The 14938-nt window shown below is 62.0% G+C and carries 13 protein-coding genes and 1 riboswitch; of the genes, 2 read left to right on the plus strand and 11 right to left on the minus strand.

The window, feature by feature from the left end:
* The 11 genes from MTP43_RS06795 to MTP43_RS06845 form a co-directional block, all read right to left on the minus strand.
* The gene (locus tag MTP43_RS06795) at positions 1-1341 is read right to left on the minus strand and encodes a cobyrinate a,c-diamide synthase (RefSeq protein WP_113621009.1); all 1341 of its coding nucleotides are present in this window, start codon (positions 1339-1341) and stop codon (positions 1-3) included.
* Complete coding sequence (gene cbiE, locus MTP43_RS06800; protein ID WP_113621010.1) at positions 1338-2534, minus strand: precorrin-6y C5,15-methyltransferase (decarboxylating) subunit CbiE; 1197 nt, start codon at positions 2532-2534, stop codon at positions 1338-1340. Before cbiE ends, MTP43_RS06795 begins: the two co-directional genes overlap by 4 nt.
* On the minus strand, positions 2531-3268 hold the full coding sequence (gene cobK, locus MTP43_RS06805) for a precorrin-6A reductase (RefSeq protein ID WP_113621011.1): 738 nt from the start codon (positions 3266-3268) through the stop codon (positions 2531-2533). Before cobK ends, cbiE begins: the two co-directional genes overlap by 4 nt.
* Entirely contained in the window at positions 3265-4032 is a 768-nt protein-coding gene (gene cobJ, locus MTP43_RS06810; protein ID WP_113621012.1) for a precorrin-3B C(17)-methyltransferase, read from the minus strand. The genes cobK and cobJ overlap by 4 nt, the downstream gene beginning before the upstream one ends.
* Positions 4025-5023: a cobalt-precorrin 5A hydrolase gene (locus MTP43_RS06815; RefSeq protein ID WP_113621013.1), complete on the minus strand. Its 999-nt coding sequence runs from the start codon at positions 5021-5023 to the stop codon at positions 4025-4027. The genes cobJ and MTP43_RS06815 overlap by 8 nt, the downstream gene beginning before the upstream one ends.
* A complete protein-coding gene (gene cobM / locus MTP43_RS06820) occupies positions 5020-5778 on the minus strand; it encodes a precorrin-4 C(11)-methyltransferase (RefSeq protein ID WP_015538423.1) in 759 nt (252 codons plus the stop codon). The genes MTP43_RS06815 and cobM overlap by 4 nt, the downstream gene beginning before the upstream one ends.
* A 5-nt stretch (positions 5779-5783) precedes the next feature.
* Entirely contained in the window at positions 5784-7697 is a 1914-nt protein-coding gene (gene cbiD, locus MTP43_RS06825; RefSeq protein WP_005926353.1) for a cobalt-precorrin-5B (C(1))-methyltransferase CbiD, read from the minus strand.
* Positions 7694-8710 (minus strand): FecCD family ABC transporter permease, encoded by a 1017-nt coding sequence (locus MTP43_RS06830; protein WP_005926351.1) that lies wholly within the window; start codon positions 8708-8710, stop codon positions 7694-7696. The genes cbiD and MTP43_RS06830 overlap by 4 nt, the downstream gene beginning before the upstream one ends.
* A 10-nt stretch (positions 8711-8720) precedes the next feature.
* The gene (locus MTP43_RS06835) at positions 8721-9863 is read right to left on the minus strand and encodes an ABC transporter substrate-binding protein (RefSeq protein WP_005926349.1); all 1143 of its coding nucleotides are present in this window, start codon (positions 9861-9863) and stop codon (positions 8721-8723) included.
* 6 nt (positions 9864-9869) lie between these two features.
* Complete coding sequence (locus MTP43_RS06840) at positions 9870-10715, minus strand: hypothetical protein (RefSeq protein ID WP_005926347.1); 846 nt, start codon at positions 10713-10715, stop codon at positions 9870-9872.
* 144 nt (positions 10716-10859) lie between these two features.
* Entirely contained in the window at positions 10860-12095 is a 1236-nt protein-coding gene (locus MTP43_RS06845; RefSeq protein WP_005926344.1) for a sirohydrochlorin cobaltochelatase, read from the minus strand.
* Positions 12096-12265: 170 nt separating this feature from the next.
* Positions 12266-12488, minus strand: a riboswitch (cobalamin riboswitch).
* A gap of 118 nt (positions 12489-12606) precedes the next feature.
* Here MTP43_RS06845 and MTP43_RS06850 point away from each other — a divergent pair.
* Together MTP43_RS06850 and MTP43_RS06855 are read left to right on the plus strand one after the other, a co-directional pair.
* A complete protein-coding gene (locus tag MTP43_RS06850) occupies positions 12607-13326 on the plus strand; it encodes an ABC transporter ATP-binding protein (protein WP_044960627.1) in 720 nt (239 codons plus the stop codon).
* Complete coding sequence (locus MTP43_RS06855) at positions 13323-14915, plus strand: hypothetical protein (RefSeq protein ID WP_005926334.1); 1593 nt, start codon at positions 13323-13325, stop codon at positions 14913-14915. The genes MTP43_RS06850 and MTP43_RS06855 overlap by 4 nt, the downstream gene beginning before the upstream one ends.
* The last annotated feature ends 23 nt before the right edge of the window (positions 14916-14938 follow it).

Here is a 14938-nt window from a genome sequence, read left to right on the forward strand (position 1 = left end):
TCATCCTTTGTGTTTCAAAAAGTGCTGCGCCGCCTGCACAAAGCGGCGGGGCAGGGCAGTGCCAGCCCAGTAAAGATGCGGGAAACCGGCATACAAATGCGCGCTTGCAAAGCCGCATTCCCACTGCCTTTTTTTAGCTTTGCACACAGAAAAGTCTGCGCCATTCTCGGAGGAATCCCAGTGGTGGAATTCATGGACGGGCAGCGTTTCTCCAGCGTGGAAAAGCATACTGCCAGCCTTTGCCGTCATGACGGCATAGCCAAAGCGCACCAGCCGCCCGGTGTTGTGCCCGCTGCCCGGCAGCACACCCGCCATGGGGTAAACCTTGCTGTCTGTGCCCTCCAGCGTCTGCCCTAAGTACAGAAAGCCGCCGCACTCGGCAGCGGTGGGCAGCCCCTCTTGCCCTGCGTCCCGGATAGCAGCACGCAGGGCGATGTTCTCACTCAGCTGCCGGGCGTACAGCTCTGGGTAGCCCCCGGGCAGGTACAGCCCACCGATATTTTCCGGCAGGGCGGCGTCCCGCAGCGGGCTGAAAAATGCAAGCTCTGCACCCGCATCCCGCAAGGCGTCCAACGTTTCAGCGTAGGCAAAGCAGAAGGCTTCATCCCGCGCTACGGCAATGCGAACGGAGGGCGTGCACGGCGCGGCAAGCGGCGGTGCAGCCGGGGCAGGGCGGTCAGTCAACACTGCCAGCTGTGCCCAGTCCAGCACAAGGGCATCGGCTAATTGCAACAACTTTTGCTGCAAGTCAACGATCTCCCCGGCAGTTTTCAACCCGAGGTGGCGGCTTTCGATGACGCACCCCGGCAGATGGGGCAGATACCCCACCACCGGCAGACCGGTCTCGGTTTCCAGCATCGGGCGCAGCGTTTTGTACAAGGACTCAGAGCAATCATTGAGCAGAATGCCCACGATATGGCTGGGCGTGCGGAACTGCAAAAGCCCCTGCAGCTCGGCAGCAAGGGTGATGCTTACCCCTTTTGGCTGCACTACCAGCAGCACCGGCAGCGCCAGCGTATCGGCCAGCTCCCAAGCGCTTGCACGGGTTGTCAGCCCCTGCCCGTCGTAAAAGCCCATGGCACCCTCGCATACGGCAGCGCCGTGCCCGGCGGCATAGCGGGCGTAAAGCGTGCGCACCGTATCCGGGGCAGAGAGGTAGAGGTCTAAATTGTGGCTTTCTACCCCAAGTGCGCTGCGGTGGAACATGGGGTCGATATAATCCGGCCCGCACTTGAAGGCGCAAGGGTCAGTCCCGCGCCGCTGCAAGGCGGTCAGCACGGCACAGGTAACGGTGGTCTTGCCGCTACCGGAGCGCGGTGCGGCGATGAGAAACTGTATCATGTCCGTGCCCCCGTAATGAGGAACACCGGGTTGTTAGCCATCAGCAAATGCAGACTGCCCGCCGTTTTTGTGCGGCTGACGGCGATCTGTGTCACCTCCGCAGAAAGGCCGTGGGCGGTCAGGGCAGCTACGGCGGCACTGAGCGTTTCCAGCGCAATGGCGGCAACACACAGCCGGGCAACTGAATTTTTGTGCAGCACAGCGTCTATAACAGCGTCCATATTGCCCTTTGTGCCGCCGATAAATACAGCATCCGGGGCGGGCAGCATGTCCAAAGCATCGGGTGCTTTGCCTTCGATCAGGGTTAGATTGTAAGCGGAAAATTTCTCCCGGTTTTGCTGGATCAGTGCACAGGCCTCCGGGTCACACTCCACGGCGTATACCTGCCCGGCAGGGGCGGCAAGTGCCAGCTCCACGCTCACGCTACCGGTGCCCGCGCCCACGTCCCACAGGGTATCCGTGGGGGTGACCGCCAGCTTTGCCAGCGCGGCGGCGCGCACCTCCTGCTTTGTCATGGGCACAGCGCCCCGGATAAAAGCATCGTCCGGCAGGCCGGGGGTGCGGCGGGACGGCAAAGCCTCCCGTTCGATGAGCAATACGCTCAGCGGTGCAAAGCTTTGCTCTGCCAGTTCCCGGGCAAGGCCAAAGCGGATGGCTTCTGCAGGGGTGCCAAGGTTTTCGCCCACAAGGGCGTGAGCAGCGCCCAGCCCGGCGGCGGTCAGTTTGGCGCAAAGGGTGGCAGGGGTGTCCCCGCCGCCGGTGAGGAAAAACACCTGTGGATGCGCCAAAACCTCGGCCACAGGGTCGCAGGCGCGGCCATGCGCCGATACCAGCATCCAGTCCTGCCAAGGGCGCCCCACAGCGGCGGCTAAAAGCTGTACGCTGGAAAGCCCGGGCAGCACCCGGACAGAGTAGCCCATAGCCCGCAGCAGGGGCAGCAGCTTTGCCGCACCGGAGTAAAACCCGGTGTCGCCGCTGTACAAAACAGCGGTGTCCGTATCCGGCTGTGCGGCAAGACACGCAAGGATTTCCTCCGGCTTATACACGGCTTTGCAGTTGTCAGTGCACCCCGCCGGTAAATGCTCCAACAGGCGCTTTGCCCCAAGGATGAGCCCTGCGCTTTGCAGCGCAGCCAGTCCTTGCGCGGTCAGGCTTTCCGGGCAGCCGGAGCCCATTCCGATCAGAGAGATCATACCAGAACCTCCTTACAGCGTGCCAGAATTTGTGCGGCAGTTTGTCCATTTTCAGCCGGGCGACGCACCACGATCAGTTGTGCACCGGTGTCCTGCGCGGCCTGTGCCTTTTCGGCAAAGCCGCCCACAGCACCGCCGTCCTTGGTGACCAGATACCGGATGGAGAATTGTTCAATCAGGGCGCAGTTCAGCGCATAGCTGAATGGCCCCTGCATGGCAATGATGTTCTTATGTGGGATACCGGCGGCCTCGCAGGCGGCAATGCCCTCCCGCGTGGGCAGCACCCGGGGGAACAGCCGCTCCGGGCTGAGCGCCGCAAAGGCGGCAAGCTCTTTCGCGCCGGTAGCCAGCAGCACATTGCCGCTACACCCGGCCAGAAATGCAGCCGCGTGGGCGGCGGTGGCAAACACCATGCTCTCGGCAGGCAAGGGGCTTTCTTCCCGCAGCAGTCGGTGGTACTCCACCCCGACCACGGCACACGCAGCCCGGATGTTTTTGGTGGCATCCACCGCGTAGGGGTGGGTGGCGTCCACGCACAGAGCAGCGCCCTGTAAAAGAGCGGCCATTTCCTCGGGGGTCAGCCGCCCGCAGTGCACGGTGATGCCGTCCGCTTTGCCCTGTTCCTCTGCACCCAGCGGGGTGGCAACACTGACCAGAACCTCTGCTCCCAGCGCCGCCAGCTGCCGGGAGAACACCCGCCCCTCGGTAGTGCCGCTAAAAACCACTGCCTTCATCTGCGGTACCCCCGTGGGGTGACCATTCTGCCGCCCAGCTGCTTTGTGGCGGCGTTGCCGATGTACACGGTGGTAAACATATCCACCGCAGTGTCTTTCAGCTGGGCAAGGGTCAGGATTCGGGCGGTCTGACCCTCCCGGCCGATGTTGCGCACGATGCCGCAGACGGTATCGGCACTTTTGCCGTTTTCCAGCAGGATGCACACCGCCTTTGCCAGATAGTCCGGCCTGCCCTTGGAGGAGGGATTGTACAACGCAACGCAGAAATCTCCCATAGCGGCGCAAGCCAGCCGCTTCTCGATGACCTCCCACGGGGTCAGCCGGTCGGAAAGGGAAATGACGCAAAAATCGTGCGCCAGCGGTGCGCCCAGCACTGCCCCGCCGCTGAGGGCAGCGGTCAGTCCGGGCACGATCTCCACGGCAACGTCCGGATAATCCGGGGCAAGTTCCAGCAGGGGGCTTGCCATGCCATACACCCCAGCATCGCCGGAGCAGACCAGAGCCACCCGCTTGCCGGTGCGTGCTTTTTCCAGCGCCCAGCGGCAGCGGTCAAGCTCCTGCGTCATGCCGGTGGCATAGTATTCCTCGCAGGGGAATTCATCGCGGATGAGGTCAAGATAGACCTTATATCCACAAATCGCGTCAACGCTTTCCAGCGTATTCGCGGCCTGCTGGGTCATATAAAAAGGCTCGCCGGGGCCAAGCCCCACGACATAGACTATCTTCTCGGGACGGTCAATATCGATTTCCATCACGTCAAGCATTCTGCCACCTCCAGTCCGGGGCAAAGGGCCTGCACGCCAGCGCAAGGGTCACGCCGCTGCAGGCAAATTTCGGGTAAAACAGGCTGCCGTCTGCGTCCAGCACAGCCGCTCGCTCGCAGACATTGTCTACCCCGGTCACGCTCTGTACAAAAGGGGAGGGGGTGAACTGTCCGGGCACGCTGCGCAGCTGTGCGGCAGAGTAAAACCGCACCGGCCAGCCGTGCGCCTGACAAAAGGCCAGCAAGCCCGGCTCGTTTTGCTTTAGGTCGATGCTTGCGGCGGCGGTGACTGCCCGCGCAGCAAAGCCGTACCGGGTGCAGAAGGCGGCAAAGGCAGCTTCCAGCGTTTCAGCGCTTGTGCCCCGCTTGCAGCCGATGCCCAGCACTCCGATGCGCGGCACAAGATGCAGTGCCTGCCCGGTGGGGCAAAGGGTGAGTGCAAAGTCGGCTTTTTCCGGGGTATCAGCGGGGAATAACCCTGCGGGCACGGTGCCTGTTACCGGGAAATCAGCCCGGTAATATACCGGCTGCTCGGCCAGTAATTTGCCGCTGACCAGCTTGATGCGCTCCGGCTCCAGCACCATGCAGTTTTGGTGCTTTGCCCACTCGTCCACCGCAAAAATGCCGTGGGCATCGGTGGCGGTGGTGATCACCGGCACGGCTCCGCATACAGCGGCAATGGCCCGCGCAAGATCGTTTGCGCCGCCCAGATGTCCGGACAGAATGGGCACGGCAAACCGCCCGCATTCGTCCACCACTACCACAGCCGGGTCGGTAGTCTTGCTCTTGCAGTGGGGCGCGATGGCCCGCACTGCAATACCCGCAGCTCCTACAAATATCAGCGCATCAGAATGCACAAACTGTGCGCTTGACCATTCTGCAAGAGAAACACCATCCCGCCCGCACCGGGCAACACTGCCGGGCAAGGCGACGGCCAGACGCTTTGCTAGCGCAAGGCCGGTATCCGTAAAGGCAAGGTAAGCGCGGGTCATACCGGTTCTCCTTTGCGGAATTCGGTGGTAAAGGCGGGGTCGTACAGCTTGCTGCGCTCGTACTGCGTGCCGAGAAAATCTCCCACTACGATAAGTGCCGTCTTGGTAATGCCCGCTGCACGGGTGCTCTCAGCCAAAGAACCAACTGTGCACCGCACGATTTTTTCTTCCGGCCAGCTGGCCTTGTACACCACGGCGGCGGGGGTGTCCGGTGTATACGCGCCCTGCAAAAGCGCCGTCTGCACCTTGTCAATCAGCCCGATGGACAGGAAGATCACCATGGTCGCGCCGTGGGCGGCAAGGCTTGCCAGCTTTTCCCGCTCCGGTACCGGGGTGCGCCCCTCCATGCGGGTGATGATGACCGTCTGGCTGACCGTGGGTAAAGTATACTCGGAGTTCAGCGCGGCGGCAGCGCCGCAAAAGCTGGAAACACCGGGGGTATCATCGTAACAAATGCCGTCTGCATCCAGTGCATCCATCTGCTCCCGGATGGCACCGTACAGGCAGGGGTCGCCAGTGTGTAACCGCACAGTGCTTTTACCGGCAGCTTCCATCCGGCGCATCACGTCCAGTACCTGCTCCAGCGTCATCTCGGCGCTGTTATAGATAGCACATCCCGGCTTTGCCAGCCCCAGTAGCGCCGGATTGACCAGACTGCCTGCGTAAATAATGCAGTCTGCGGCCTGTAAAAATGCTGCACCGCGCTGGGTGATCAGATCCGGTGCGCCGGGCCCGGCGCCCACAAAATGTACCATGTGCATTACTCCTTCCATTCGTCTAACAGGCGGGCGGCAGTTTCGGTCTGTCCCAGCGGGCCATGCTGGTTTGAAAACAGCACGGCGCCCACCCGGAACGCCCCGCCCGCGCGGCGGTCAAGATACAGCTGGATGGCGGCAAGCAGGCTTTGCAGCACCGGCTCCCGCAGTCCGGCTGTATCCAGAATCTCCAGACAGGCATCCGTGGTGGCTGCATTGTACAGTGCGGTGCACACCTCTCGGTCAGCACCGCACAGGGCAGCATGGGTGCAGAACAGCTCCGTGCGGCAGTCTGCCGTGTGGGAATGGGTGTTCATAATGCCGCCCGCCAGCTTGCACAGCTTGCCGATATGCCCCACCAGCAGCACCTGTTTGAAGTGCGCCGCCGCTGCAATATCCAGCGTATCTCCGATAAAGTTTGAAGTTTTGACCACCGGGATATCAGCAAACTGCGGGTATGTTTCGTGCAGATAGTCCAACCCGTAATTGCCCGGGGCAAGGATGAGCCGCCGGTGGTCCTTTGCCCGCAGCGCCGCCTGATTCATCTCCAGCTGGATGGTGTCCAGAATGGCCTGCTGGCTCATGGGTTCTACAATGCCGCTGGTGCCCAGCACCGACAGCCCGCCCTCAACCCCGATATGGGGGTTAAAGGTGCGCCGGGCTACCTCCTCGCCGCCGGGGATGGAGATAGTCACGGCAAAGCCGCCGGGGTAACAGGCGGCTTCCGCCTCCCGGCGCAGCGCCTCGGTGATCATCTGCCGGGGCACATGGTTGATGGCGGCCTGCCCAACCGGCTGGTCCAGCCCGGGCTTCGTCACCTTGCCCACCCCCGCGCCGCCGGTAATGCGTATCTCGGGCGTGCCGGGCAGCAGCGTCACCGTGGCGGTCACCGGCAGACCGGTGGTCACGTCCACATCGTCGCCGCCGTCCTTTTCAATGGCGCATTCCGCACCCTCGGCAACGGTGCGGCAGAACAGGGGGGCAACCTCTACCACAATGCCTTTCGGCGTGCGCAGGGCGACGGTTTCCGGTGCTGTGCCGGTCAGCAGCAGCCGGGCGGCCCCGGCAGCGGCCAGCGCCGCACAGGTGCCGGTAGTGTACCCGCAACGCAGCAGCTTCTGCCCGCTGCGCACATAGTGCTCAAATTGGGGCTTTTCCGGCTTTGGTGGACCAAAAACAGCGCTGTACTGTTCCTCGGTCAGGCCGTAGAGCGCTTTGATATTTTCCCGGGCAAAGGCCTGTGCCCGGGACATGGGCGCAGAAACGCCGTGCGGCGAAACGCAGACCACCGCGTCCGCGATCTTCTGCGCCATGTCCAGTTCGTGCAGGGTCACGATGACCGCAAGCTGCTGCTCATGCGCCAGTTTTTGCAAAATGGTCAGCAGCTCTATCTTGCCTTTTACATCTAAAAATGACGTGGGCTCGTCCAGCAGAAGCACCTGCGGCTGCTGACAGACTGCCCGCGCCAGTAAAATGCGCTGCCGCTGTCCGTCACTGACGCAGTTGAAGTCCCGGTTGGCCAGATGCGCCGCGCCCACCAGCTCCAGCGCATTCTGTATCTGCTTTTTGTCCTCGGCGGAAAGGATGCCCAACCGCCCGGTGTAGGGGATGCGTCCTGCCGCCGCAAACTCAAAGCAGGTGGTCAACTCGGTGCGGCGGGTGTGGGGCAGCATCAGCGCCAGCTTTTGCGCCCGGGCGTTGCCGGGGATGCGGGCAAGCTCCTGCCCGTCCAGCAGCACCGCGCCGCCCAAAGGGGCCAGCTGCCCCGCCAACGTTTTGAGCAGGGTGGATTTGCCTGCGCCGTTCGGGCCAATGAGCGCCAGCACCTGCCCCTTGGCAGCGCCCAGCGCGATATCCCGCGCAAGGGCAGCTTTGCCGTAGCCGATGGCAAGGGCGTTGGTTTCAACAGAGTACTTCATCGCACATCCTCCCGGTTGCGGCGCAGCAGCAGCCCAATGACCACCGGCGCGCCGAATACGGCGGTGACCGCGCTGATGGAAAGTTCCATGGGCGCAAACAAGCTACGGGCGATCAGATCACACAGCAGGCAGAACGCCGCCCCGCCCAAGCAGCACCCGGGCAGCACATACAGCGGGCGGGCACTGCCCAGCAGCTGCTTGACAAGGTGCGGCACCGCGATGCCCACAAAGGAGATAGGCCCGGCAAAGGCGGTAACGCAGGCGGCCAGCAGGCTGGAAAGCAGCACCAGCAGCCGGGAAAACCGCCGCACATCCACGCCCACGCTGCGGGCGTAGGCTTCGCCCATCTGGTAAGCTGCCATGGGCTTTGCAAGGCAGAAGGCCGCCGCCAGCGCGGGCAGCACCACCAGCGCTGCCGTGCGCACGTTGCCCCACGTCATGCCGGAAAAGCTGCCCTGCGACCAGTTGTGCAGGTTGACGATGCTGCTATCCTGCGCAAAGGCCACCACAAACTCGGTGATGGCAGAGCAGATGTAACCGATCATTACGCCGCAGATTACAAGGATGCTCATGCGCTGCACCCGGCGGGCAGCGGCCAGCACAAAGGCCATGGCTGCCATAGCGCCCGCAAAGGCCGCAAGGATGAGCACGGCAGAACTGGTCAGCTGGCCGTAGTTCAAAAACAGCACCATTACCAGCGCCACCGCCAGCTTTGCTCCGCTGGAAATGCCCATGACAAAGGGGCCGGCAATGGGGTTTGCGAAAAAGGTCTGCAGCAGGTAGCCTGCCGCAGAGAGCGCAGCGCCCAGTAACGCGGCCATCACCGCGCGGGGCAGGCGCAGCTGGGTGATAATGCCCACGCTCAGCGCGTCCTGCCCGCGTCCTGTCAGGGCAGCAAGCACGGCCTGCGGGGTAAGCGCAACGCTGCCCCAGAACAGGCTCACGGCAAACAGCACCGCCAGCAGCAGGGCAAGGCAGCAATAGGAAAAAACAAGGCGTTTGCGGCTGGTCATAAGCGGCTCCTCAGGTGATCTTGGTCAAAAAATGCAGGGTGTCGGGGCTGGTTGCTTCCCCGGTAAAAACGGCATGGAGATCCAGCATAAAATCTGCCAGTGCCATGCTCTGCTGGAAAAAGCTGGGCGTCGTGCACCAGATATCACCGCTTTGCACCGCCTTGCACTCTGCCAGCAACGCGCAGCGGGCAAGCAACTCTTCTTTTGTGGAGATGGTGCCCTCGATGGTGCCGTTATAAATGAGCACATCGGCGTCTTTGACGCCGGCGTAAAGGTCCTCCAGCGGGATATTCATGGTGGAAAGGCTGTTGCCGCTGTCGGTAAGGTCTGCAAAAACATATTCGCCCCCGGCCATGCCGATCATCTGCGCCACATAGTCTCCGCTTTTGCGCACAGTGGCAAGGCCGCTGGAAGTAATGGAGAAAAACGCGCAGCGTTTGCCGGTGGAGGGCTGTTCCAGCAGTGGCGCAATGCGTTGCGCCTGCCGGGCGAACACCTCCTCGGCAAGGGGTTCTTTCCCCAGTAGGATGCCATACAGTTTGATCCATTCCATCCGTGCCAGCGGGCTGCTCTCGTAGCTGGAGCGCTCCACCAGCACTGGAATGCCGAACCGTTCCAGCTGCTCCTTCACTTCCGGGGTGTGGTAGATCATGGTGTTTTCCACCGCAAGGCCGCATTCTGCGGTCAGGATGCGCTCGTAGTCCGGGGCGCTGTACTTGCCCGCGTAGGCAATGCGCCCGGTCTGCATGGCCTGCTTTGCCTCGTCCAGATACCAGCCCTCGGCGCGGGTACCGGAAAGGGCAATGCTGTCCAGCGCGTCCAGATGGAGGAACAAGTCCATGGCAGAGGTGGACACCAGATAGATGTTCTGCACCGGCTGCTGCAATACAGTCACTCCCTCGGGTACGGTGTGCAGGGTGGCAGCGCCCTCCGGCCGGACAAGGAACTTTACCTGTGCGTCCGGGATGGTCAGCAGGGTAGAGCCGTCCGCATAGCAGTCGGCGGTAAACTGGGTGGCGTAGTCCAGCGGGTAGGCGTGGTCAAAAACCAGCTCGTCCGTATCGGCGGGTGCAGTGGGCGCGGCCGTGCAGCCTGCAAGCACCAGCGCGGCGGCGGGCAGAGCCTTTAAAAATTGAGCGCGGGTCAGCTTCATGGAAGGTTACTCCAAGGTAAAGGTCAGGGTGTATTCGATCTCGTGGGGCTTGCTCATGGCAACAGTGTCGGCGGTAACAGTCAGCGGGGTGCCCAGAGCAGCTACCGGGATCTCAAAGGTGGAGTTGCCCTCGGTATTGGTGGGCAGATACTTCTCGCCGTCCACGATCATGTAGTCGTAGTTGGGGCTGCTCCACACGATGGTGGCAGTCATCTTGCCCTCGGCCACGGTCAGGGCAGCGGGGCTGTCCACGGTGGCGCGGCCGGAGCCGCCCTCCAGCACCACGGCAGCGGTGTATGCACCGTCTGCGGGGGTCTCGGCGGCCTGCTCGGTCTTGGGCTCGGCGTTGCGCACGCTGACGGTGTGGTCGTACCACTTGCCCTTAGTGCCAAGCAGCGCCAGCTGGAAGTCGGTATCCAGTGCTTCCACCGGGATATCGTAGCCGTACACTTCCTCAGTGGTGCCGTCTGCATAGGTAACAGTGTCCACGGTGGGGATGAGCCATGCGGTCTTGTTGGCCTCGGCATCGGCGGCAAGGCCGGGGTAGAGGTTCACGATCTTTTTGGAAGCCAGACTGACGTGGAAGGTCATCACGCCGTTTTCCACGGTCAGGGTGCCCTTGCCGTTGCAGGCTTCATTGGGGTGGAACATACTGCTGTCGGTCTCGAAATCAGCGGTATATACGCCGTCCGGCAGGGCAGTCTCAGCAGCGGCAGAGGAAACCATCACGGAGGAAGCAGCCACAGAGCTTGCTGCAGCAGAGGAGGCGGGGACAGCCCCGCCGCAGCTTGCCAGAGAAGCAGCCAGCACCACACCGGCCAGAGAAACGATGATAAACTGTTTGCAACGCATAAAATAAATACCTCAGTATCCTAAATTTTTGCCCGGCGTCTAAGCTGCCGGGGCAGGGGGCACGTTCTCCTCGTGCGGGGAATACGCCCATAAAAGAAGCCCTCTCCGTATGCTTGGCAGCGCCGGAGAGGGCTTCTGAATCCATTAGCCGTTCAGAAGATCCATAGCGGCCTTGGTATGTGCAATGTACAGCTGCTGGACATCCGCAATGCGGCCCAGACCCGAGATCTGGCAGTCCACATTTTCAAAGCAGCCTGCGGCGGTAAACTGGCTCAGCCAGCTGTCGGCGTCCTCACCGGCCATGTCGTTGTTGGCGTGGTCGCCTGCCACCACCATCAGCGGGCGCAGGATGACCTTGGTGTAACCGGCAGCCTTTACAGCTTCAATGACGGCTTCGCAGGAGGTGTCCTCAGGCTCGCCCTCCACCGTGCCGATGAACACGTTGTCGTAGCCCAAGGTCTGCATGGTGGTCTGCATCTGGCTGTAGCTCACCTTGGCAGTGTGGGAAGTGCCGTGACCCATAAAGACGAAAGCGGTCTTATCGGCGGCGGCGGCAGCGGCGCTCTCGTAACCGGCATCCTTCACAGCGGCATCGGTAACAGCCTTGGCAACAGCTTCCTTATCTGCATTGATGACGGAAGCATCTGCGCCTACCTCGCCCAGCAGGGGCTCGGCCACAGCAACGCTCTCAAACTTGTCGCGGTACTGGTCCAGCATCTCGTTCATCTCGTCGTACTCGGCACCGTGCATCAGATGGGTGGGCTGCACGATCAGGTTCTTCACACCGTTTGCCACAGCGCGGTCCAGCGCCTGCTGCATGTTGTCGATCTTCTCGCCATCGCGTGCCTGCACATGGTTGATGATGATCTGTGCGGTAAAGGCGCGGCGCACGCTCCAGTCGGGGTATGCGGCCTGCAAAGCGTCCTCAATGCCCTTGATGTCGGCGGCGCGGCTGTCATTGAAGGAGGTGCCGAAGGACACGACCAGCAGCTCGTTCTCACCGATCTCATCGGCGTTGCGGGCATCGTCCTTGGAGGCGTCGCCGGTGTCGCGGCCAAAGTAGTCGGGGTCGGCATTTTCGCCCTCCACCAGCTCCTTCTGGGCATCGGTCAAAGCGTCCCAAGCGGCCTTTGCGGCCTCGCACTGGGCATCGGTGTCATCGGTGCGCTGCTGCACATAGATGGCGTCGATCAGATCTGCCACGTTCTGTGCGGCAAGCTCGTCAGCGTCTGCGCCGGAAGCCTCGCTGCTGGCGGCAGAACTGGCGGCAACAGAGGAAGCAGTGCCGGAGGCGGCCCCGCCGCAGCCGGTCAGTACACCGGCGCACAGAGCCAGAGCGGTCAGAGCGGCCGCCGTTTTGCGGATGTTGCGTTTTTTCATCTTGTTTTCCTTTCCTGATGTGGGTAAAATACGGCACCGAACAGAAGGGTACAGGAAAGAGAACCTGCAAAAAAACGGAGCCTTCCGCTTGCGAAATGGCAAAGCAAAAAGACCCCGTATCTTACAGGCTTTTTGGTACAACCAATTCCTCGTGATCTGGGGCGGCAAAGCCCCGGTACCAACAGCGGGCAGGTTTCCTGACTGAAAGCTCAACGCCCGCTGCCGCCTTCCCAAGCCGGATGGCTCAGTGACCGGTGCAAAAGCACCCTGACAGTGGACTCCCTTATCACAGTGACGAGATCGTGCGGGATTGACACCCGCTTCCCTTTTAACGTCCCTGCCGCCGCCCGGTGGGGCAAAGTGACGGAACGCACCTGCTGTTTTCTGTTCAGTTCGTCAAAAAGTATAGCACAGCCCTATACAAAACGCAAGAAAAAACGGAGAAATGCTTGACCTTCCCCCTGCCGGAAGGTGTATACTTGGCTCGAAACTGAAAGCAAGGAGGCAGCCCATGTTAAAGATCGAGCATCTGACCAAAACCTACGGCGGCAAGCCCGCCGTGCAGGACCTTTGCCTGCACATCCGCCCGGGGGAGTTGTGTGCCTTTATCGGGCACAACGGCGCGGGCAAGACCACTACCTTAAAATGCTGCTGCGGTATCCAGCAATTTGATGCCGGAGAAATTTATGTGGACGGCATTTCCGTGCGGGAGAACCCGCTGGAATGCAAGCGCCGCTTGGCCTATCTGCCGGATGACCCGCAGCTGTACGAGTATATGACCGGTATCCAGTACCTTGATTTTATTGCGGATATCTTTGGCGTAAGCGCCGCACAGCGGACGCAGCGCATCCGGCAGTACGGCGATGCCTTTGGCCTGACGCAGGATTTGGCGCAGTCCATCGGGGCATACTCCCACGGCATGAAGCAGAAGCTTGCCATTATTGCGGCGCTGCTGCACGAGCCGAAGCTGATTTTAATGGACGAGCCCTTTGTCGGGCTGGACCCGCTGGCTTCCCATCAACTCAAGACCCAGATGAAGGCCTTTTGTGCGCAAGGCGGGGCGATCTTTTTCTCCACCCATGTGCTGGAGGTGGCCGAAAAGCTTTGCGACAGGGTAGCTATTCTGCGTAAAGGTCAGCTGGTGCGCGAGGGTGCTATGGAAGAGGTGCGCGGCGACGATACGCTGGAGGAGGTCTTTCTGGAACTGGAGGATACGGGGGAAGCGCTATGATCCGTGCATTGCTCAAAAAACAGCTACTGGAATTGGGTGCGGCCTTTGTGCGCAGCAGCAAAACTGGTAAGCAACGCTCCCGGGTGGGGACGTTTGGCTACACGCTGCTGTTTGCGGCATTGATGCTGCTGGTCATGCTCAGCTTTGGCTCAATGGCGCTGCCGCTGGCGGTAACGCTGGTTCCGCAGGGGCTGGACTGGCTCTATTTTGTGCTGATGGAGCTTTCGGCGCTGACGGTCAGTGTGTTGGCTAGTGCCTTTACCAGCTACGGGCATTTGTTCCGCTGCCGGGATAACCAGCAGCTGCTGGCGCTGCCCATCCCGCCGGGCACTATTTTTGCGGTGCGCTGCGGCGGGGTGTACCTGACCGGCCTGATTTATCTGCTGCTGGCGTGGGTGCCCTCGGTGGTCTGCTATGCGCTGGCGGCACCCCGCCCCGGCGGAGCCTTGCTGGCGGCGCTGCCGGTAGCACTGGCGCTGGCGGGGGTCTCTATGGTGCTGGCTGTTCTGCTGGGCTGGACGGTGGCGCTGCTCAACCGCCGCGCCCGGCACAAAAGCCTTGTCACTGTGGTGGGTACGCTGCTCTTTCTGGCGGTCTATTATGCGGTATTCCAATGGGTGGGCAACGCGGTGGAGGCCCTTGCGGTGGATGCCGTACAGGCGGGCGCAGCAGCCGGTCGTGCCGCCGCGCCGCTGCGTCTGCTGGGTCTGGCGGCAGTGGGCAACGTCCCGGCGCTGCTGCTATTGCTGGCGCTGGCTGCGGCCTGTATGGCGCTTTGCGGCAAGGTGCTGGCAAAGCCCTATCTGCGGCTTTTGACCCTTGAACCGGGCAGAGCCAAAGCGGAATACCGCGCAAAGACGCAAAAAAAGCAGCCCCCGCGTCGGGCATTGCTGCGGCGGGAACTGCTGCATCTGGGCGCTTGCCCCATGTGGCTGCTCAACTGTGCACTGAGCAGTCTGCTGTTGCCGGTGCTGGGCGCAGCAGCGCTGTGGAAGGCCTCAGATCTGCGCGCCTTTACTGCTGCTTACCTGCCGGAGAGCCTGCCTATGCTGGTGTGCGGGATGGTGTGCGCCATAGCCGCCATGAACTTTATCACAGCGCCCTCGGTGTCGCTGGAGGGCGGCACCCTCTGGCTGCTGCAAAGCCTGCCGGTTGCCCCGCAGCAGGTTCTGCGGGTAAAGGTGGAGCTGCAATTGCTGCTCACGCTGCCGGGGGCGTGGTTTTGCGCCGGGTGCGCCATGGCGGCGCTGCGCATTCCGGCAGGGCAGGGGCTGCTGGTGATGGTGGTGCTGGCAGCCTTTGTGTGGCTGACGGCGCAAATGGGCCTTGCCTTGGGATTGTGCCTGCCCAACCTCCACTGGGTCAGCGAAGCCGCCGTGGTCAAGCGGAGCGCCGCCAGTATGCTGGCGATGTTCGGCGGGTGGCTGCTGGCGGGCGGGGTGCTGTTTTTGCCCCTGACCTTACTGGATTATGCCGTGCCGCCGCTGGCCGCGCAAGGTGCTTGTCTGGCCGCGCTGCTGGGGCTGGATTTGCTGCTGCACCGTTGGCTGTGCACCCGCGGCGCAGCCCGGTTTGCCGCCCTGCACTAAAGTGGGAAAAACTTTATTAGAAC

This window comes from Faecalibacterium sp. IP-1-18, from assembly GCF_023347355.1.
GTDB classification, from domain to species: Bacteria; Bacillota; Clostridia; order Oscillospirales; family Ruminococcaceae; genus Faecalibacterium; species Faecalibacterium prausnitzii.